Source organism: Catellatospora sp. NPDC049609, assembly GCF_040675365.1.
Taxonomy (GTDB): domain Bacteria; phylum Actinomycetota; class Actinomycetes; order Mycobacteriales; family Micromonosporaceae; genus Catellatospora.
Genome location: NZ_JBFAOU010000165.1, coordinates 1 through 18,475, shown reverse-complemented (window position 1 = coordinate 18,475; position 18,475 = coordinate 1). Strand labels below are relative to the sequence as shown.

General features: G+C 71.3%; 26 protein-coding genes and 1 pseudogene. 14 read left to right on the top strand and 13 right to left on the bottom strand.

The window, feature by feature from the left end:
* The first annotated feature begins 223 nt into the window (after window positions 1-223).
* Window positions 224-841: a DUF4304 domain-containing protein gene (locus tag AB0J67_RS31845; RefSeq protein WP_363487799.1), complete on the top strand. Its 618-nt coding sequence runs from the start codon at window positions 224-226 to the stop codon at window positions 839-841.
* A 49-nt stretch (window positions 842-890) separates the two neighbouring features.
* Here the strand turns inward: AB0J67_RS31845 and AB0J67_RS31840 are convergent, their stop codons facing one another.
* Window positions 891-1,259 carry an ATP-binding protein gene (locus AB0J67_RS31840; protein ID WP_363487797.1) on the bottom strand — a complete coding sequence of 123 codons (369 nt, stop codon included), beginning with the start codon at window positions 1,257-1,259 and terminating at the stop codon, window positions 891-893.
* 39 nt (window positions 1,260-1,298) lie between these two features.
* Window positions 1,299-1,607, bottom strand: coding sequence for an STAS domain-containing protein (locus AB0J67_RS31835; protein WP_363487795.1), 309 nt, complete (start codon window positions 1,605-1,607; stop codon window positions 1,299-1,301).
* 255 nt (window positions 1,608-1,862) lie between these two features.
* Between AB0J67_RS31835 and AB0J67_RS31830 the strand changes: the two genes are divergently transcribed.
* Entirely contained in the window at window positions 1,863-2,717 is an 855-nt protein-coding gene (locus AB0J67_RS31830; protein WP_363487793.1) for an oxidoreductase, read from the top strand.
* 195 nt (window positions 2,718-2,912) lie between these two features.
* Here the strand turns inward: AB0J67_RS31830 and AB0J67_RS31825 are convergent, their stop codons facing one another.
* Genes AB0J67_RS31825 through AB0J67_RS31805 form a run of 5 tightly spaced genes read right to left on the bottom strand, consistent with a single transcriptional unit; the run spans window position 2,913 to window position 5,114 of the window.
* The gene (locus AB0J67_RS31825) at window positions 2,913-3,347 is read right to left on the bottom strand and encodes an SMI1/KNR4 family protein (protein ID WP_363487791.1); all 435 of its coding nucleotides are present in this window, start codon (window positions 3,345-3,347) and stop codon (window positions 2,913-2,915) included.
* A gap of 5 nt (window positions 3,348-3,352) precedes the next feature.
* Complete coding sequence (locus tag AB0J67_RS31820) at window positions 3,353-3,862, bottom strand: HNH endonuclease (protein ID WP_363487789.1); 510 nt, start codon at window positions 3,860-3,862, stop codon at window positions 3,353-3,355.
* Window positions 3,855-4,349 (bottom strand): hypothetical protein, encoded by a 495-nt coding sequence (locus tag AB0J67_RS31815; RefSeq protein ID WP_363487787.1) that lies wholly within the window; start codon window positions 4,347-4,349, stop codon window positions 3,855-3,857. The genes AB0J67_RS31820 and AB0J67_RS31815 overlap by 8 nt, the downstream gene beginning before the upstream one ends.
* 10 nt (window positions 4,350-4,359) lie before the next feature.
* Window positions 4,360-4,695 carry a type VII secretion target gene (locus AB0J67_RS31810; protein WP_363487785.1) on the bottom strand — a complete coding sequence of 112 codons (336 nt, stop codon included), beginning with the start codon at window positions 4,693-4,695 and terminating at the stop codon, window positions 4,360-4,362.
* A complete protein-coding gene (locus AB0J67_RS31805) occupies window positions 4,692-5,114 on the bottom strand; it encodes a YbaB/EbfC family nucleoid-associated protein (protein ID WP_363487784.1) in 423 nt (140 codons plus the stop codon). The genes AB0J67_RS31810 and AB0J67_RS31805 overlap by 4 nt, the downstream gene beginning before the upstream one ends.
* A gap of 480 nt (window positions 5,115-5,594) precedes the next feature.
* On the opposite strand from AB0J67_RS31805, the gene AB0J67_RS31800 reads away from it, so the two are divergent.
* Entirely contained in the window at window positions 5,595-6,113 is a 519-nt protein-coding gene (locus AB0J67_RS31800) for a GNAT family N-acetyltransferase (RefSeq protein ID WP_363487782.1), read from the top strand.
* A 21-nt stretch (window positions 6,114-6,134) separates the two neighbouring features.
* On the opposite strand, the gene AB0J67_RS31795 is transcribed toward AB0J67_RS31800, so the two are convergent.
* From AB0J67_RS31795 to AB0J67_RS31785, 3 genes are all read right to left on the bottom strand, one after another.
* Window positions 6,135-6,848: a copper homeostasis protein CutC gene (locus AB0J67_RS31795; protein WP_363487780.1), complete on the bottom strand. Its 714-nt coding sequence runs from the start codon at window positions 6,846-6,848 to the stop codon at window positions 6,135-6,137.
* A gap of 131 nt (window positions 6,849-6,979) precedes the next feature.
* Window positions 6,980-8,338, bottom strand: a complete 1,359-nt coding sequence (locus AB0J67_RS31790; protein ID WP_363487778.1) for a hypothetical protein — start codon at window positions 8,336-8,338, stop codon at window positions 6,980-6,982.
* A gap of 58 nt (window positions 8,339-8,396) precedes the next feature.
* Window positions 8,397-8,843, bottom strand: a complete 447-nt coding sequence (locus AB0J67_RS31785; protein WP_363487776.1) for an SRPBCC family protein — start codon at window positions 8,841-8,843, stop codon at window positions 8,397-8,399.
* 23 nt (window positions 8,844-8,866) lie between these two features.
* On the opposite strand from AB0J67_RS31785, the gene AB0J67_RS31780 reads away from it, so the two are divergent.
* The 5 genes from AB0J67_RS31780 (at window position 8,867) to AB0J67_RS31760 (ending at window position 12,500) form a co-directional block, all read left to right on the top strand.
* Window positions 8,867-9,466 carry a TetR/AcrR family transcriptional regulator gene (locus tag AB0J67_RS31780; protein WP_363487774.1) on the top strand — a complete coding sequence of 200 codons (600 nt, stop codon included), beginning with the start codon at window positions 8,867-8,869 and terminating at the stop codon, window positions 9,464-9,466.
* A gap of 119 nt (window positions 9,467-9,585) precedes the next feature.
* The gene (locus tag AB0J67_RS31775; protein ID WP_363487772.1) at window positions 9,586-10,215 is read left to right on the top strand and encodes an XRE family transcriptional regulator; all 630 of its coding nucleotides are present in this window, start codon (window positions 9,586-9,588) and stop codon (window positions 10,213-10,215) included.
* On the top strand, window positions 10,208-11,623 hold the full coding sequence (locus AB0J67_RS31770; protein WP_363487770.1) for a pyridoxal-dependent decarboxylase: 1,416 nt from the start codon (window positions 10,208-10,210) through the stop codon (window positions 11,621-11,623). The genes AB0J67_RS31775 and AB0J67_RS31770 overlap by 8 nt, the downstream gene beginning before the upstream one ends.
* On the top strand, window positions 11,620-12,336 hold the full coding sequence (locus tag AB0J67_RS31765; RefSeq protein WP_363487768.1) for an HAD family phosphatase: 717 nt from the start codon (window positions 11,620-11,622) through the stop codon (window positions 12,334-12,336). Before AB0J67_RS31770 ends, AB0J67_RS31765 begins: the two co-directional genes overlap by 4 nt.
* Window positions 12,330-12,500, top strand: coding sequence for a VOC family protein (locus tag AB0J67_RS31760; RefSeq protein ID WP_363487766.1), 171 nt, complete (start codon window positions 12,330-12,332; stop codon window positions 12,498-12,500). Before AB0J67_RS31765 ends, AB0J67_RS31760 begins: the two co-directional genes overlap by 7 nt.
* On the opposite strand, the gene AB0J67_RS31755 is transcribed toward AB0J67_RS31760, so the two are convergent.
* Window positions 12,490-12,630 (bottom strand): hypothetical protein, encoded by a 141-nt coding sequence (locus tag AB0J67_RS31755; RefSeq protein WP_363487764.1) that lies wholly within the window; start codon window positions 12,628-12,630, stop codon window positions 12,490-12,492. The genes AB0J67_RS31760 and AB0J67_RS31755 overlap by 11 nt on opposite strands.
* Before the next feature lie 321 nt (window positions 12,631-12,951).
* On the opposite strand from AB0J67_RS31755, the pseudogene AB0J67_RS31750 reads away from it, so the two are divergent.
* Window positions 12,952-13,794: pseudogene (locus AB0J67_RS31750) on the top strand (MerR family transcriptional regulator); the annotation flags it as partial.
* A gap of 72 nt (window positions 13,795-13,866) precedes the next feature.
* Window positions 13,867-15,150: a phosphopyruvate hydratase gene (gene eno / locus AB0J67_RS31745; RefSeq protein ID WP_363487803.1), complete on the top strand. Its 1,284-nt coding sequence runs from the start codon at window positions 13,867-13,869 to the stop codon at window positions 15,148-15,150.
* A gap of 56 nt (window positions 15,151-15,206) precedes the next feature.
* Here the strand turns inward: eno and AB0J67_RS31740 are convergent, their stop codons facing one another.
* Both AB0J67_RS31740 and AB0J67_RS31735 read right to left on the bottom strand, forming a co-directional pair.
* Window positions 15,207-15,788: a DUF1360 domain-containing protein gene (locus AB0J67_RS31740; RefSeq protein WP_363487762.1), complete on the bottom strand. Its 582-nt coding sequence runs from the start codon at window positions 15,786-15,788 to the stop codon at window positions 15,207-15,209.
* Between the two features lie 20 nt (window positions 15,789-15,808).
* The gene (locus tag AB0J67_RS31735) at window positions 15,809-16,372 is read right to left on the bottom strand and encodes a hypothetical protein (protein WP_363487760.1); all 564 of its coding nucleotides are present in this window, start codon (window positions 16,370-16,372) and stop codon (window positions 15,809-15,811) included.
* Between the two features lie 307 nt (window positions 16,373-16,679).
* Here AB0J67_RS31735 and AB0J67_RS31730 point away from each other — a divergent pair, with 307 nt between their 5' ends.
* The 4 genes from AB0J67_RS31730 to AB0J67_RS31715 all read left to right on the top strand — a co-directional run bounded on the left by AB0J67_RS31730 (window position 16,680) and on the right by AB0J67_RS31715 (window position 18,297).
* The gene (locus tag AB0J67_RS31730; protein WP_363487801.1) at window positions 16,680-17,150 is read left to right on the top strand and encodes a DUF4383 domain-containing protein; all 471 of its coding nucleotides are present in this window, start codon (window positions 16,680-16,682) and stop codon (window positions 17,148-17,150) included.
* A 34-nt stretch (window positions 17,151-17,184) separates the two neighbouring features.
* On the top strand, window positions 17,185-17,481 hold the full coding sequence (locus tag AB0J67_RS31725; RefSeq protein WP_363487758.1) for a DUF3040 domain-containing protein: 297 nt from the start codon (window positions 17,185-17,187) through the stop codon (window positions 17,479-17,481).
* An 80-nt stretch (window positions 17,482-17,561) separates the two neighbouring features.
* Entirely contained in the window at window positions 17,562-18,014 is a 453-nt protein-coding gene (locus AB0J67_RS31720) for a low affinity iron permease family protein (protein WP_363487756.1), read from the top strand.
* A gap of 58 nt (window positions 18,015-18,072) precedes the next feature.
* The gene (locus tag AB0J67_RS31715) at window positions 18,073-18,297 is read left to right on the top strand and encodes a DUF6158 family protein (protein WP_363487754.1); all 225 of its coding nucleotides are present in this window, start codon (window positions 18,073-18,075) and stop codon (window positions 18,295-18,297) included.
* Window positions 18,298-18,475 lie beyond the last annotated feature (178 nt).

Genomic DNA, 18,475 nt, shown 5'->3' with positions numbered 1-18,475 from the left:
TGAAGACACGACGAGCCCATCGACGCGGCATCCAAAAAGGATCTGCGATCGGACCAGCAACCGCCACCGTCAGCTATTGCGCACAAGATCGTTAGTGCCCAGCTCACGTCGGTCGCGGAGCGGAGCAGGCGACGTGAGCTACGCCAGTGAGGGTTGTTACTCGGCGGAGCCTTCCGGATGTCTTCCCACTGCGCGGGGTACGGTTCCGTACGCGATCTTCGCCGTGAAAGGACTCGAGGTGGCGCGTACGAAAAGCCTCATCGACGGCATCGTGACCGACTTTCTTGCCCCGGTGCTGGCCGAGGAGGGCTTCACACGGGCCGGCCGAACCTTCCGGCGGCGAGCGGACAACGGCGACGTGCTGGTGGTAGGCGTGCAGCGGTCCTCGGGATCCACCGGCACCGAGGCGGTGTTCTACATCAACGTCGCCCTCGCTCCGCTGCCCTGGATGCGCTGGATGAGGGAGACGGCCGACCCGTCGAAGTTGCGGGATCCGCGGTGCAACGAGGGTACGGTCTCGAGTCGGGTCCGCAGCCCCCGCAGCGGCGACGACGCCTGGATCGTGCGGGCCGATGACGCACGGGAGTCGGGGCAGAGCGCGGCGGCGGCGACCCGCGAGCTCGTACGCCGCTACCTGCCGCTGCTCGACCGAAGCGAGTTCCTGCACCGCCTGGAGACGGAGCAGGAGCTACCCGGGTTCTGCCCGGACGTGGCGATGCGCGCGATCCTGTATCTCGACGCGGGACGGATCGAGCAAGCACGGCACGAGATCGACGACATCTGCGCGTATCAACCCGATTCCACGTTCGTCGTCTGGGCGCGGCAGCTGCTCGGAGACTGACCGCGCGATGCTCTCCTGCCGGGTGTACCGGCGTTGTCGCGGTACGGGATCAGCAGTTCATGCGCAGCTGGACCGCTGAGCCGTCGCCTTTCAGGGAAACCTCGTCGCACACCTGCTCGACGATCGCCAGACCACGTCCCCGCGGCGCGTCCGCGGCCGGCATCAGCGCCGCCCCGGCCCGCCGCGACCCGGCCGGCCGCGCATCCGCCACCTCGCACACCAGCGAACCGCCCTCGGCCCACAGCCGCACCACGCCTCCGCCACCGGTGTGCTCGAGCGTGTTGGACATCAGCTCACTGACCGCCAGCATCAGCAGATCCGCCCGCGCCGGCACCAGCCCGGCCTCGACCGCCCAGGCCCTCACGAACGCCCGCACCCGGGCGAGGTCACCGGCAGCGTCGAACGTCACCTCGTCCATGATCCGGGCGGGCGCACCGTCGGTTCGATCCCTCACTGACTACCGCTCAGCCTGCGACGGTGACGCCAGGAGCGTGCCGACCCCGGTCATCTCCAGCACCGTCGCCACCATTCCGGCAGCATGCGTCACGTACACGACCGCGCCTCGCGACTGGGCGTCGCGGTAGGCCGTGACCAGGACATGAATGCCGCTCGAATCCAGGAAGCCCACCGCGCCGAGGTCCACCTCGGTCCGCGGCGACGACTCCAACGCGGCCGTCAGCGCCGCGGCCAGCTCGCCGCTGGAGCTCATGTCGCACTCGCCGCTCACCCGGACCACGAGGCGGTCAGCCATCTCGACGGTGGACACCGTCATCACTCCCATACCCGCAACTGCACCCATCTGCCGACGATGAACGGACCGCTCGCCATCATCGCACCGTATCCAACGTGCGCGGTATTCGCCGAACAGCGCACCGGCCGCGCTCCTTCCTGGTGGGGTCCGCGCCGATCGGGCGGCGGCTCGCGCCGAGACCGGCATTGCGGGCCGGCCCACGGCTGAGCACACGCTCCGCGACACGGTCGCTGCCGCGCGACGGCGGACGGAGCGCCTAGGATCAAGATCGTGACGAAAGACAGCTGGAGACTGGGCGGCGATCTCGACGTCGCCCGCGTCGGTTACGGCGCGATGAAACTGACCGGGTGGCCGCGTGGCGAACGCCCGGACCGGGAGACGGCGCTGGCGATCCTGCGGCGGGCGGTCGAGCTCGGCGTCAACCACATCGACACGTCGAACTACTACGCCCGCGACGGCGTGGCCGCCAACGAACTGATCAAGACCGCGCTGTACCCGTACCCCGCCGATCTCGTCCTCGTGACCAAGGTGGGTGCACTGGTCGAGGGGCCGGACATCACCCTGCCGTCGTCGGAGCAGACCGGGCTGACCCCGGACGGTCTGCGGCGCGGCGTCGAGGCGAACCTGCGTACGCTCGGCGTCGACCGGCTGGACGTGGTGAACCTGCGCCTGGGCGACCGCGGCCACGACGCGGCGCTCGACGAGCCGCTGCGGGTGCTGATGGCACTGCGCGACGAGGGGCTCATCCGCCACATCGGCGTCTCCAACGTCAGCCTCGCCGAGTTCGAGCTGGCCCGGACGATCGCCCCGATCGCGTGCGTGCAGAACCAGTACAACATCACCAACCGGGACGACGATCCACTCGTGGACGCCTGCGCGGCAGCCGGGGTGGCATACGTGCCGTTCTTCCCGGTCGGCGGGTTCCAGCCGCTGACGGCCGAGCACCTGGCCACCGTCGCCGCCCGGCGCGGCGCCTCCGTCGCGCAGGTCGCGCTGGCCTGGCTGCTGGCCCGGTCGCCCAACATCCTGCTCATTCCGGGCACCGGATCGCCGGCCCACCTCGAGGAGAACATCGCCGCAGCCGATCTCGCGCTCACCGACGACGACCTGGCGCTGCTCGGTTAGTGCGCCGACCGAGGCTGCGGCACCGGCGGGCGTAAAGCGGCCACACCGCTGGGCGTCCTGCCGCGTCGGCCGCGCGCGATGCCTGCCCTGGCAAACCTCGATGCTTGCCAGCCCGGCCGGTGTCGGGCCGGTGGCCACGCGGATACCCTCGCGGCCACCGGCACGGCTGCGCTGCCCGAAGGCGTCAGCGCCGGCTCAACCCGCGGGCTGCAGACTGGCCAGGAACTCCGTCCAGCTGTCCGCCCACTTCTCGATGTTGTCCTCCGACGGGGGCTCGCCCTCGTCGGCCTCCTCCTCGTGGTCCCAGAACCACACCGAGCCGAAATCCTGCTCACGCAGCGAGAGCGCGAACAGGTTGCCGTACTCGTCCTGGGCCACCGGCAGCAGCCACGCGGGATAGCGGCCGTGGAAGATGTCGAGCTTGTCCCACATGTTCGCCCAGTCGGGGGCGTCCTCGCGGATGCCGAAGATCTCCTTGACGGCCTTGTCGTTGGTGATCGGCCGACCGCCGTCCTGATTGAGCAGGTATGCCCGGTAGTCGGCCGGGAGCGAACGCCTGATGCGGTGTTCGAGGCGTGCCACGTCGGATTCCGGCGCGGGCGGGGCTTCCCGCTTGTACGTCACGGCCATGGTCTCTAGCTGCCTTTCTTGATTGCCACACCACCGGCGTGCCGGACGGCATCGTGCAGGTCGGTCGGGACCAGCTGCATCGTGTGACCGTCCTGGTGGTGGTGCCACGTGTACCCGTCGGGCGCTTCCGGGATGCCCGCCTTGCGACTGGCCTCAGTCATATCAGAGCCGTGGTTGCCGGCGAACCCGGGTGGGTCGAATTTGACCGTCTTCTGAGCGTATGGACCGAAGTCGGGAAACCCGTCGTCGCTGAACCTGACCCCGTCGGGATACTTCGTCTGGAGCTTGGCCGGCAGCTTGTCCATGGGATACTGCTGCCCGGCGTAGCGGGAGTTCGCGGGACGCCGCCCACTGGGCAGCCGCTTGACCCCGGGCGGGAGCGGATTGCCCTTGGAGTCGACCTTCTTGGCCACATCGGCGAGTTCTTCACCCTGCTTGACGATCTTCCGCAGGGGCTTCATCACGCCTTCGGCCGCGGCACCGGCCACCTTGCCGACACCGCGCCTGCTAGCCACCGATCACCTTGCCCACGGCCTCGCCCAGCAGGTAGTCCAGCAGGCGCTTGCAGGCCTCCCGGAGCAGCGGCACCACCGCCGCCGACGCGCCGAAGGTGACGAACGCCGCCGCGACCGCGGAGGCGATCGAGATCAGGGTGATGGTCGCCTGCACGATCACGTTGATCTTCAAGGCGAGCACGATGCCCGCACACACCATGACCCCGGCGCCGACGATGTCGGCCCCGGTGGCCCCCTGAGTGATCCGGTTCGCCGGGCCGGCCTCTCCGGCCCACTTGGCCTGGAACGCCTCCACCATCGGTGCCGTGTTGGTGTTCCACACCGCTGCCGCGGCGCGCTCCGCGTCGTCCACGTGCGCATCGATGAGCCCGGACAGGTTCGTCCACAACTGGCCCAGCTCCAGCAGTTTGGTCTCATCGGCGGCGGGCCAGTTGAACCCGATGATCGACAGGATCTCCCGGACCTCGCCGGGCAGTTGCATTCCCATCAGTGCTCTCCTAGATCGCGACGTTCGGTGCGCGGCCGGCCAGGCCGTCCAGGCGGGCAGCGGCCTCCAGGTCCGTCGTGTCGTAGTTCTGCGCGGCGACGTCCAGCCGCTCCGAATAGCCGTCCACCGTGTCCAGATTAGACACAAAGCAGTTCATCACCATCGCCAGCGCGCCCTGGTAGACGACGCCGATGGCCATGCCGAGCTCGTCGTCGCCCCACGGCATTCCCAGCGCCTCGATCTGGCGGTGAAAGCTCTGCAGCGTGGCGTCGGTGCTCTCGGCCATGCCGGTCAACTCGCGGGCGGCACGACGCAGGCTTTCCGTGGTCACCTCGACATCTGTCACGAGTCGAGCCTCCGGTCGATCTTCCGCATCACGTCGGTCAGCGACTCGGTGATACGTGACATGTTGTCCAGGCTCTCCTGGCGGAGCTTGTTCATCCGCTCCGCCAGCGCCGCCGGGTCCACCACGGCTGCCGCCGCGGCGGCGGGATCGGCCGACTTGGCCGCCGCCCATGCCTGGTTGAGCGCGGACGTGATCTCCCGCGCCAGCTCCCGGGCCGGGAGTTTCATCACCTCGTCAGCGAGGACCAGCTCGTTGACCCGCCCGTCGGGCGACAGCTTGACCGTCACCTGACCATCCAATGCCGATCCGGCGGCCTCCAGCTGCGGATCACGTTGCCGGTCACGGGCCTGTTCGGCCTCACGCTGCACGCTTTCCATCAGCCGGTCCAGGTCACCGACGATGCTCGACAGATCTGGCATCCACGCCTCCCCAATCACCGTGCAGCCGCACGGTCCGTGTTGCTCGCGAACCCTCGCCGGGCGCGGGTCAGCTTGGTGTGCTTGCCGGCGAAAGACCAGTTCCTCGTGCCGCGGCCATGTGGCACAAGGTCAGGCACCTTGCCGCCGAGCGTCACGGAGCGCGACTCGACCCTCCCCGTGAGCTTCAACCACTCTAAAAGTGGACAGCTACCCGCACAACAGCGATCAACACCCGCGTTCTCACGGCAGCCGACAGGCCGGAGACGACCGTCGGCCCTGCGCGACTGCGAGAGGCTGCCGCGAGCCGTCGCGTGTGGACGGTCGGCCGTTCGTCTTGACGAACGTCGCTGTCACAGCCGAGTAAAGGGCTGTGCCGTGACCGAGAACGTTCGCTGTGTCAGCTGACATGCCACCCGGGTAGACCGGCCGGGTGCCCACAAATTGGGTGGCGTGCACCCGGGGTCGGCCTACGATGCGCCGATGGGATCATCGCTGACAGTTCGCCCGGCGCGAGTCGAGGATGTCGCGCAGATGGCGCGTGTGCATGTCCGAGGCTGGCAGGAGACGTATCGGGGTCTCATGCCGGATGCCGTGCTGGATGATCCGAGCTTCCCGGCTGCGCGGGAGCGGTTCTGGACCGCCGCGTTGACCGACGAACGGTATCGCGCGAACCGGGCGGCCGTGGCCGAGCGGGACGACAAGTTGATCGGGCTCGCGATGTCGGGTCCGCCGCTGGATGCTGCGGCGGCGTGGGCGAGACAGCTGTATGTGCTCTACGTGGCTGCAGCCGAGCACGGCACGGGTGCCGGGCCGGCGTTGTTGCAGGCCGTCATCGACCCCGGGGAGTCGGCGGCGCTGTGGGTCGCCGATCCGAACCCTCGCGCGCAGGCGTTCTACCGCAAGCACGGCTTCGTCGCCGACGGCACGGCCCAGGTCGAGGACGGTGTGCGGGAGATCCGGATGGTCCGTGACGTGCGGGCGCCGTCGCCGGTGCGCTGACCGGGAGGGTCCGCCACGTCGTCATCGTGTACGAGATGAGCCCTGGCGGGCGGCGTCCACGACGCGGCGCACCTCGTCGGCGTCGGTGGCCTCGCGGCCGTGGCTGTGCTTCGGTGCGCGCAGGTGCACCTCCCGGGCCCCGGTCGCGGCGAGCACCGGCAGTACGTTGTGCGATCGGATGCCGCCCGCGGCGATGACGCGCAGCCGGTCGCCGGCCCGCCGGCGGAGCTCGGCGATGCGGGCGGCGCCGTCGAGCGCGGTGGGGGCCGCGCCGGAGGTGAGGACCGCGTCGGCGCCGATATCGATGATCTCCTCAAGCGCCCTGATCTGGTCGTGCACCTCGTCGAAGGCTTTGTGCACGGTCACCGGCAGCGGCCCGGCCGCCTCGACCAGACGTCCCAGCACGGCCAGGTCGAGACGCCCGTCGTCGGTCACGGCCCCGACGACTACGCCGAGTGGCAGACCCTGCGGGTTGGGCAGGGCACGCAGCGCGGCGATGTCGGCCAGCATGACCTGCTCCTCGACTTCGCTCACCCGGAAGTCTCCGCCGCGGGGCCGGATCATGACGCGTACTCCCGCGCTGCTCAGCCTGCGGAGGGCGACCTCGACGGCGCCCAGGCTGGGTGTGGTGCCGCCCTGGCCGAGATCGGCACAGAGCTCCAGCCGGTCGGCGCCGGCCGCCTCCGCCACCAGCGCGGTCGGCACGTCACTCACGCAGATCTCCACCGTGATCACGGAAGGAACCTACCGGCGAAGGGGGCAGCCGCCGGAAGACACCCACGGCGAAGCGTGGTTGCTCACTCCGGCCGGTCAGCGGCCACAGCCGCACAACGGCCGGATCGCGCGCAGCGTGCGTCGCCGGGTTCCTAGGGGCCCGGCATGCCGAGCCGGACGACCCACGGCGGATACCGTCCGTCGTCCACCCACCGGACCATGTCGTCGGCCAGCCCGCCCAACCGGCGCGGGTCGAACCGGTCGCCCGGCGCGCCGATCGCCTGGTCGGCGAGCGCGAACACGCGCGACAGGACGCCCGTGCCGCCGCGGCGGACCATCGCCAGCTCCCCGTCCCCGGCGATACCCCACGCCGTGCCGTGCGCCCGCCGGATCACGACCTGGCCGAGGTACGCCGTGACCAGCTCGGCGGTCACCCGCCGCCACGGCTCGAACGCCACCCTGCCGGAGCGGATGTCGTCCCAGGTCCGAAACCCGTAGAAGGGGGCGGGCAGCACCGGCGCGATGCCGGCGAACGTCGCCTGCAGACGGTCCGGCGGCCGGCTCAGCCACGTCGCGAGCTCGTCGAGCGACCGCCGGGATCCGTCGAGGCGAGCGCCGGTCACCTGGCGCAGCAGGCCGACCGCCGCGGGCGTGTGCGCCTGCCATGCGGCCAGCGTCGCCTCCTCGGCGACCGTCAGGTGCGGGCTGCTCGCCGTGGTCAGCGGCGCGACGCCGAGCCGTTCGACGAGCGCCAGCAGGTGCGGCCGCTGCATCGGCTGGCTGCGTTCGAAGTCCTCCTGGTACAGCTGCCTCGCCTCGTCGAGCCGGCCGCGGGAGACCAGCACCCGGGCGTGCAGCCGCCCCTCGGTGATCCAGTAGGGCCGGCGGCCGCTCTCTTCGATCGAGCGCTTGACCTGCCAGCGGTCCAGCATCGCGGCCACGGTGGGCACGGCGTCCAGGGCCGGGATGACCCGACCGGTGACGGCGCCGGCCAGTGCGGCCTCGTCGTCGAGGGCGCCGGTGTAGGACACGACGGTGAAGCGCTGGGGCTCCGGCAGGCACAGCACCACGTCGGCGGTGAGCGCGAGCGCGTGGTCGTCGGGGCTGCGGCCGAAGTGATGCTCCACGCTGACGACATGGGTGAGCTCGCCGTCCAGTGCCCGGGTCAGCCGCAGACCGTGCCGCTGGTAGCCGTACGCGGCGACGAGGTCGTGCACCGTCCGGGCCGCCCGGTCGGTCGCGGCCATCCACGGACGCTGCTCCGCCGCGGCGGCGTCCCACCAGCGTCGCAGCGCCCCGGACAGCCGCGAGGTCGGCACGCCGCGGGCGTCGAACTCGATGACCTCCCGTTCGACGTGGTCGACCGCGGTGACGCCGGGCAGCGCCGCGAGGAACTCGACCGCGTCGGCCACCAGGTCCGCGCGGTCCGTGGCGACGCATTCGTCGAACACCACCACGTGTGACATGTACCCGCCGCGGCCGGCCTCGCTGACGCTCCACTCCTCGTCCACGCGGGGAGGCTACCGGCGCGGTGCGACGGCCGGCTCGGCCGTTCAACCCTGCGCGCCCCTAGGCAGTCGACGGATCGACCTGCTCGCGGGCCCGCTCGGCCGCGGCCCGGAAGCCCAGGTTCTCGGTGGTGATCGCGCGGCGCAGCAGGCCGCCGAACAGCATCCAGAAGAGACCGGCGCCCCGGCCTGTCACCTCGATCGCCAGCGTGTTACGGCACCCGTCGCCGGCCGCCGCGAGCACGTGCGAGCCGGTCATGGTCAGGCCCATCAGGGTGGTCTGCCAGGCGAACTCCCGTCCGTCGAGCAGCCGGGTGACGGTCCAGACGGCCTCGGCCTGCATCGGCTGTTTGATCCGGGCGCGGCTGCCGACGCGCAGCGGGCCGTCGTCGAGCCTGGTCACCCGCGTCATGGTCGGTGTGGTCTCGGGCCAGCGCTCGACGTCGAGGGTCAGCGCCCAGACCACGTCGACCGGCGCGTCGATGACGATCGTGTTCTCCCATCTCATGCAATGAATGTACCATCTGGTACATGTCAGGGAACGAGAGCCGCCGGCAGATGCTGCACCGCGTGGTCGCCTACGCCGCGGCCGAAGGGATCACCGGTAAGAGCCTGCGCGAGATCGCCACCGGGGTCGGCACCAGCCACCGCATGCTCATCTACCACTTCGGCTCCCGTGAGGGCATGCTCGCGGCGATCGTCGCCCTGATCGAACAGCAGCAGCGTGACCTGCTGGCCCAGCTAGCCGACCAGCTCGCCGCGACCGGCGGGCGAGCCCGCGGACCCGAGGCGGCGGGTGAGCTGATGCTCGCGCTGTGGCATCAGGTCAGCGACCCGCGCCTGCGCCCGTTCGTGCGCCTGTTCTACGAGGTCGCCGGCGCGGCCGTGCACGGCGCGCCGGGCACGCAGTCCTTCCTGGACGGTCTCACCCGGCCGTGGCTCGAACAGGCCGAGGCGACCGTGCGGCGCCTCGGCCTGCCCCTGGACCGCGACGCGCTCCTGCTCGGCATCGCGACCAGCCGCGGCCTGCTGCTGGAGTTGCTCGCCGGAGCGGACCCCGCCGCGACCGACGCCTCCTACCGGCTCTTCGTGCGCATGTGGACGCACTGGGCCACCACGCCGCCGCGGTGATCGACCGATCTACACCTCGGGTGGTCACGGATCATCGGGTCGGCGGCAGGTCGCCGCGCGGCACAAGGTCGGCGCAGCAGCTTCCGCTATAACGTCTGTACGTCCTCTATAGTGGACGCGTGGTTGATGGCGATGGCGTGCTGTCCGGAGGGCTGTCGATGGCGGCGCTGGGTTCCCGGCTGCGCGCCCAGCGGCTGGCCCGCGGCCTGGCGCTGGAACGGCTGGCGGAGCTGAGCGGGGTCAGCAGGAGCATGGTGTCCGACGTCGAGCGGGGCGCCAAGACGCCGACCGTGCTGGTGCTGGACCGGCTGGCGACGGCGCTGGGCACGTCGATAGCCCGCCTGCTGGACGAGCCCGACCGTGACGCGGTGACGGTGCTGCCCAAGGCGCGACAGCGCGTGGTCCGCGACCCGTCGGGATGGGAACGCCGGATCCTGTCCCCCGTGCTGCCGGGCGTGGAGTTCGAGTTCATGCGCACGACCCTGGGACCCGGCGTCGACGCGGGCGAGTTCTCGCCGCATGCGTCGGGCTCGCGCGAGTACGTGGCCGTCGAGTCCGGTCGGCTGCGGCTGACCATCGACGGAGCCGTGCACCGGCTGGACGCGGGCGACTCGGCGTACTTCCCGGGCGACTGCCGGCACGGCTTCGCCAGCGACGCAGCCGAGGACTGCGTGTACTACCTGGTCATGGAACTCGGCGCGGCCACGTCGGCGCATCGCGAGGCGAGGACGGGAGCCGTCCGTGGATGAGCTGCGGCAGGCCGCCCGCGCGGCGGCGGAACTGACCGCCGATCACCTGGCGGGCAGCCGAAAGCACCCCGTGTGGACGCCGGTGCCGGCCCGGGACCGCGCCTGGCTGATCGGCCAGGAACTACCCGCGACGGGCCGCACGCTCGACGAGCTGCTCGCCGACGTGCGCACCCGGGTGCTGCCGTTCCCGATGGGCAACGGCCACCCCCGCTTCTTCGGCTGGGTCAACTCCCCGCCGTCGCCGGCCGGGGTGCTGGTCGCGCCGCTGGCGGCCGCGCTGAACCCGAGCTGCGCCGGTGGCGAGCACGCCGGGGTGCTGCTGGAGCACGCGGTCGTGCGCTGGCTGGCCGAGCTGATCGGCTTCCCGCACGGCCCCGGCGCCGGACTGCTGACCAGCGGCGCGTCCATGGCCACCGTCATCGGCTTGGCCGCGGCCCGCCAGCACGCCGCCCGGCGCGACGGCTGGGACGTGCGGCAGGACGGCCTCTGCGGCCGCCCGCCGATGGTGATGTACGTGTCCGAAGAGGGGCACAGCTGCCTGCGCAAGGCCGCCGAGCTGCTCGGCCTGGGCGCCCGCTGGGTGCGTGCCGTGCCGGTCGACGGCCGGTTCCGCATGGACGTCGGCGCGCTGCGCGCGATGCTCGCCCGTGACGTCGCGGCGGGACTGCGCCCGTTCTGCGTGGCCGCGAGCGCGGGCACCGTCGGCACCGGGGCCGTCGACCCGCTCGACGAGATCGCCGACGTCGCCGCCGAGCACGGCCTGTGGTTCCACGTCGACGGCGCGTACGGTGCGCTCGGCATCCTCGCCGACGGCGCCGCAGACGCGTACGCGGGCATGGGACGGGCCGACTCGCTGGCGCTGGACCCGCACAAGTGGCTCGGCGTGCCGGTCGACTGCGGCTGCGTCCTGCTGCGCGACCCGGCGACGGCCCGTGATGCGTTCAGCCTCGTCCCCGCCTACCTGCGTGACGACGGTGCCGGAGACTTCGGCTGGTTCGCCGAGTACGGCCCCGAGCAGACCCGTCCCTTTCGGGCGCTGCGGGTCTGGGCGACCATGTCGCATCTCGGCCGCGACGGGATCGCCGCGCTCGTCGACCACACCGTGCGGCTGGCCCGCACCTTCGCCGGGATGATCGAGGCAGCGGACGACTTCGAGCTGCTCGCCCCGGTCACCACGTCGATCGTCGCCTTCCGGTGCCGTCCGGACGGCGGCGAAGCCGGGCTGGATGAGCTCAACCGCGGCATCCCGGCGGCCGTCCAGCAGCGCGGACGTGCCTTCCTGACGGGCACCCGCCTGGCCGGCGGGGAGGCGCTGCGCGCCTGCTTCCTGAACCCGGCGACCACCGCCGAGGATCTGGGCGTGCTGCTCGACGAGATCCGCACCGTGGCCGCGGAGGCCGCCCGATGAGCGCCGGCCACCTGGTCGTCGACCTCGGCCGGGTGCTGTTCCGCTTCGATCACGCCCATCGGCTCGGCCAGCTCGCCCGAGCCTGCGGGCTTCCGCCGGAGCGGGTCGACGCACTGCTGTGGGGGTCGGGGTTCAGCGCCGACTGCGATCAGGGCCGCTACGCCTCGGCCGAGCAGGTCCGCGTCCACATTCGCGCGACCGCGGGCTTCGGTGGCACCGACGACGAACTCGACAGCGCCTGGTGCAGCGCGTACTCCCCGGACCCGGCCGTCGTCGAGATCGTCGAGCGGCATCGCACCGGGCGGGTGTGCGCCGTGTTCACCAACAACGGGCCGCTGGAGGAGGAGGTGCTGACGCGGCGCCATCCGGATCTCTTCGCCGGTTTCGACCGGGTGCTGTTCAGCCACCGCCTCGGGCACCGCAAGCCCGACCCGGCGGCCTTCGCCGCGGTCGCCGACCGCCTGGGCGCGGCCGGACACGACATCGTCTTCATCGACGACAGCCCGGCGAACGTGGCGGCGGCACGCACGGCAGGCTGGCGTGCGATCCACTTCCGAGGACAGCACGATCTCGTCCGCGAACTCGCCGCCGAGCAGGGCGGCCGCCCCGGCGGACCGGTCCTGTTACCTTCTCCCGTCGGCGCTCGTCATTGGTGCGACGGCCGAATCCGAACGGTCTTCACACCTGCGAGCGAATCGAGAACGGGATGCTGACCAACATCATGTACGTGACGATCTACGTCACCGACCAGGACCGCGCGCTGAAGTTCTACACCGAGGGACTCGGCCTGGAGAAGCGGATCGACTTCCCCGGGCCCGACGGGCGTTTCCTCACCGTCGGCGTTCCCGACCGCTGCTGGGCGACGCCTACGTCGTGAAGTTCGCCTGGTCCGAGCCGGCCGCGCGGCGGGTGGTGTACGAGATGGAGGTCCTGGTCGCGCTGAGCGGCCAGGTGCCGTGCCTGCCGCAGGTCGTCGTGGCGGGCGTCGATCCGGTTCTGCTGGTCACCCGGCGAGCGGCCGGCGTGTCGCTGTTCGCGGTCGCCGGCACCATGGACGTCGACCGGACCGGTGCGCAGCTCGCGGCGTTCCTGGCCGCTCTGCACCGCGTGCGCGTGCCGGGTGTCCGCGACGCGGCGGACGGTCCGCAGCATCCCGGCGACGACCGCGGTCATGCGGGAGCGGCTGGGCCGCTGGATGCCGGTCGATGCACGCTGGTACGGCGACCTGCACGGCGACAACCAGAGCTGCTGCGGGCGACCGCCGCGGGCTACGCGGTCGCCGAGGTCCGCTTGACCTGTACCCGTAGGTACAGGTTTACGGTCGTCGTGTGCGAGTGGGTGAACTGGCGCACCGGACCGGGACCACGGTCCGGGCGCTGCGGTATTACGAGGCGGCGGGGCTGGTGGTCCCCCGGCGGCTGGGCAACGGCTACCGGGAGTACGACCCGGTGGCCGTGCGGCTGGTGGAGCAGATCCGGACGCTGACGGCGCTCGGGTTCAGCGTCGAGGAGACCAGGCCGTTCGTCGAGGCCATGCTCGACGGCGACGGCGAGGACGCCCCTCCGGCAGCATTGAGCACCTACCGGCTGGCGGTCGCGGGTCTGGAGCAGCGGATCGAGCGGCTGACCGGCCAGCGGGACGCCCTGCTGTCGCTGGTCGACGCGGCTGCCGGAGCATCCGTCCCCCGCACGGCCGGCCGGATCGCCGGGCCGGCGGGATTCGATCCGTCCGCCCTCGTGGGTGCGCTGATGCCGGCCCTGACGTTCCGTGCGACCAGCGGGACCGCGGTCGGACCCGCGGCGTTCGAGGGCAGCCGCACGGTGCTGTTCCTGTACCCGCTGACCAGCAAACCCGGTAACGCGATGCCGGCCGGCTGGGACGACATCCCCGGCGCCCGAGGCTGCACGGTCGAGGCCTGCGGGTTCCGTGACCTGCACAGCGAGCTGCTGGCCGCCGGGTGCGACCAGGTCTTCGGCCTGTCCGCCCAGTCCACCGGCTACCAGCGGGAGCTGGCCCACCGGCTGCGGCTGCCGTACCCGCTGCTGGCCGACCCCCGGCTGAGCCTGGCGACCGCGCTGCGCCTGCCGACCTTCCAGACCGCCGCGGTGACCTACTACCAGCGGCTCACGCTCATCGTGACCGACGGCGTCGTCGAGCACGTGTTCCACCCGGTGACCGAGCCCGCCCTGCACGCCGAGCAGGTGCTGCGCTGGCTCGCCGACCATCGCGACCCGAGGAGCCACATGACCGCCATCGACACCGTCCACGCCCGGGAGATCCTGGACAGCCGCGGCAACCCGACCGTCGAGGTCGACGTGCTGCTCGACGACGGCTCACTGGGCCGGGCCGCCGTGCCGTCGGGGGCCTCGACGGGCACCGCCGAAGCCGTCGAGCTGCGCGACGGCGACGCCGGGCGCTACCACGGCAAGGGCGTACGCCGCGCCGTGCACGCCGTGCTCGGTGAGATCGCCGAAGCGGTGGCCGGCCTGGACGGCCGTGACCAGGCCGGGGTGGACCGGGTGCTGATCGAGCTGGACGGGACCCCGGACAAGTCCCGGCTGGGCGCCAACGCGACCCTCGGCGTCTCGCTCGCGGTCGTGAAGGCCGCCGCCGTTTCCGCCGGGCAGCCGCTGTACCGCCACGTCGGCGGCTCGGACGCCGTCACCCTGCCGCTGCCGCTGATGAACATCGTCAACGGCGGCGCGCACGCCGACAACCCGCTCGACTTCCAGGAGTTCATGATCGCCCCGGTGGGTGCGACGACCTTCGCCGACGCGGTCCGGATGGGCTCGGAGGTGTTCCACACCCTGCGCGCCGCGCTGCAGGCCGCCGGCCAGCACACCGCCGTCGGCGACGAGGGCGGTTTCGCCCCGCACCTGCGCACCGCGCGCGAAGCCCTCGATTTCATCAGCAACGCGATCACCGACAGCGGATACACCCCGGGCGTCGACATCGCCATCGCGCTGGACCCGGCCGCGTCGGAGTTCTACCGCGACGGCGCCTACCACTACCGGGGCGAGGGGCGGGTCCGCACCGTGGCCGAGCACGTCGACCACCTGGTCGAGCTGGCCGAGGCGTACCCGATCGTGTCGATCGAGGACGGAGCCGCCCAGGACGACTTCGCAGGCTGGAAGGCGCTGACCGACCGGCTCGGCGGCCGCTGCCAGCTCGTCGGCGACGACGTCTTCTGCACCAACGTCGCCCTGCTGCGCGACGGCATCACCCGCGGCATCGCCAACTCGATCCTGGTGAAGGTAAACCAGGTCGGCACCCTGACCGAGATGCTGGCCACCGTGCAGGCCGCGCGGCAGGCCGGCTACAGCGCCGTCATGTCGCACCGCTCCGGCGAGACCGAGGACACCACCATCGCCGACCTGGCGGTGGCCACCGGTTGCGGCCAGATCAAGACCGGGTCGCTGTCGCGCAGCGACCGCACCGCCAAGTACAACCAGCTCCTTCGCATCGAGGAGGAGCTCGGCGAGCGGGCCGTCTACGCGGGCCGGACCACCCTGGTCGGTCCGCGGTGATCTGAAACCGTCCAGTCCCGGCGGCCGGGATACGGCTCCGGCCGCCGGGGCTGCGGTCAATGACGACCCGCGCTGTCGTACACCTGAGGCACCGCAGGCGAGGTCGGGGCCTGCGGAGGCACCGCGGGTCGTTCGTCCTCGGCGGCGCGGCGGGCGATGCCGTACGCCAGCTGCAGGAAGTCGGCACCCGCCACCGCCGACAGGGCGGTGGCCACCAGCCGCGTCAGGCCCGGCGCGAGCACGAGCCCGGTGGTGAGCGTGGTCGCGGTCCACACCGACACGCAGAACGGGCAGCTGACCAGCTCACCCACGGCGTGGCGGACCTGGCCGCCGTCCTCCTGCACCTGCTCGCAGACTTCGCCTTCCCCGGCCGGCTTGTCGTAGCGGGTGAACGGCGCTCGCAGCGGGCTGGTCACGGCGTCCTTCGTGAGCAGCCTGCTCGCCTTGTGCGTGGCGACCGCGAGCAGCGCGACGTCGCCGACGCTGGGACGCGGCAGCCGCCGGCCCGAGGCCCGGACGGCCACCGCCATGCCCGTGAGCACCGCGCCGTACGCGCCCAGCAGGGCCAGGTAGCCCTTGAGCGGGCGCCGCCGGTCGCCGCTGTACTCGTCGTGTATGGCGCGAAGCTTGCTGGACATGGGCCCTCCTCTGTCGCCGTTCACACGGACGTCGCTGGGCACCGGTCCTGCGCTGCCGACCACGGCAGGCTGTCCGGCACGGGTGTCGTCACCGACCAGTGCTCGATGATCATGGCCTGGTCCACCCGGTACAGGTCGTAGAAGACCGCCGGTTCGTCGTGGACGCCACCGGTGCACACCGTGAGGACGAACTCGCCGTCGGCGACCGTCAGCAGGCGGCGGCGGTAGCACATGAGCCGGTTGGCCAGGGCGGCGCACAGCGGCGCGATGCCGCTGCCCAGTGCCGGAGTGTGCTGCACCAGGTCGGTGACGACGTACCGGCTGATGTGCGGCAGGCTCCCGCCGATGAGCACGTCGTCGGTGTACGACTCGACGATCCGCCGGCTGAGCCCGGTCCGCTCCGGATGTTCGGCGTGATCCGGGGCGTCGGTGACCGCCGGGGAGCCGGTCACCGGCTGCATGGCCAGCCAGCGCTGGGCGGGCTCGCCGTCGACCAGCCTGATGATCTCGAACCCGGTGAAGGCGTCGGTCGGGCCGTGGCCCGGATACTCGGCCTGGATCACGACGATGTCGTCGGCGGCCATGACCCGCCGGCATCGCCCGCTGCCTTGCACACCGAGGGCCCGCAGCCGTGGGACGGTGTCACGCTCAGCCCCGAGCCGCGGATTGTTGACCAAGTCAAGCATCGCGAGTCCTTGACGATCGATGACAGGACGGATTGGTGTACCCGGTCTTCACCAGGGCAAACACGGCCGGGCGGCCGGCGCCGGGCGCACCCCGGCACGGGCACGGCCCTGATTCCGGGCCTGCGATGACGTGTTTCCCGTGGCCGGCGCGGGTACTGCGCCCCTGATCGGCCGCTGGTCGGTCATCCGCAGAGGAGAAACCATCATGACCAGCCATTACGAGTCCACGACCCGGGTCGCCACCCGTGCGCCCGTGCGCGTGGCCGCCGCGACCGTGGGAGCGGTCTTCCTGCTCGTGGGCATCCTCGGGTTCATTCCCGGGGTCACCACCAACTACGACACCATGCAGGCGGCCGGGCATCACTCACAGGCGATGCTGTTCGGCGTATTCCAGGTGTCGGTGCTGCACAACATCGTCCATCTTCTGTTCGGCGTAGCCGGCCTGGTCATGTCCCGCACGGTGCCCGCCGCTCGCACCTTTCTCATCGGCGGCGGCGTGATCTACGGACTGCTCTGGCTCTACGGCTTGATCATCGATCAGGCCGGCCCGGCCAACTTCGTGCCGGTCAACAACGCCGACAACTGGCTGCACTTCATCCTCGCCGTCGCCATGATCGCGCTCGGTGTGCTGCTCACCCGGCATACCGACCGGGCCGACCGGCGGATGTCGAGCTGAGCCCGGCACGACGCCGGGGTCGAGGAGGGAGCCCATGCCGCTCAGCCCGGAGGAACGTGATCGTCTCCGCGAGATCGAAGAGGGCCTGAAGCGCGACCATCCGGACCTCGACGCCGCTCGAGACGATCACGTCACTCCTGACGCCACCCGCCGGTTCTGGTACCGGTTGGCGATGATCGCGGCGGTGGCCGCGCTCGCGGTGGTCGTCCTGGTCGCGTTCACCGTGGGGGTGGCCCAGGCGGGCGTGCTGCTGCTGTTCATCCTGGCGACCACCGCCTTCGTCTCCCTGGGCGCGCGGGCGACCGGACCACCCGGCGGCCGAAGCCGCTGAACCGACGCAGCACCTGGCGTCACGCAGTCCACCTACACGTTGCAGGTTTGGCCGGCGGCCGTGACCGGTATCCCGGGTACATGCAGCACGCTCAGGACGTCCAGCCCGGCCCTCCGCAGCAGCGGATCGGCGACCGGGCATACACCATGCCCAGCGACGTCACTTCCGGACTCGGGATGTTCGATCGCTTCGCCACCCACGCCGCCGCCTTCTTCTCCAAGGCGTGGTTCTTCGCCCTGTGCGTGCTGCTCGTGCTCGTCTGGGCGCCGTCGTACTTCCTCATCGGCGACCTGGACACCTGGCAGCTGATCATCAACACCGCCACCACGATCGTCACCTTCCTGATGGTCGCGTTGCTGCAGAACACCCAGACCCGGGCGGACAAGGCCATCCAGCACAAGCTCAACGCGATAGCCGACGCCCTGGGCGACCTGATGACCCACACCGCCGAGGCGGACGGCCGACCCGACCTGCACACCGATGTCGACGAGCTGAAAGCGGCCGTCGGCCTGGAGATGCGCGAGGCGTCCTGAGCCGGTCGCTGCGATCGACTCCCGCTTCGCGAGCAGCACTCGTGGGTATAACGCCTCCATGAACACTGCTGACGGCGTACCGGCCGCCGACCTGCCGGACGAGGACCTGCTGCGTGAACTGGAGAGCCTGGCCCGGACGCGGGTGCAGACGCTGCGGCACGGCTCAGACGACGCCTTGTCCACCCACCAGTCCCGCACCCGGGAGCTGGAGGGCGAGTATCTGCGCCGGTTCCCCGATCGCGAGACCGATCCGAACCGCACTCGTGAAGGTGCGCGAGGCTGACCTCGCCGGCCGAGAAGCGGGGCGCCTCATGGATAGGGCGGGTGTCCAGGCGAGTAGGCGCCTGCCGGGTCCGGCTCGCCCATGCTTACGATCTTGTGCGCAATAGCTGAGGTCACGCGATGTGCTGCTCCGGGGCGTTTCACCAGGTGATGGTGCGGTCGGAGAGCAGGGCGGCGAC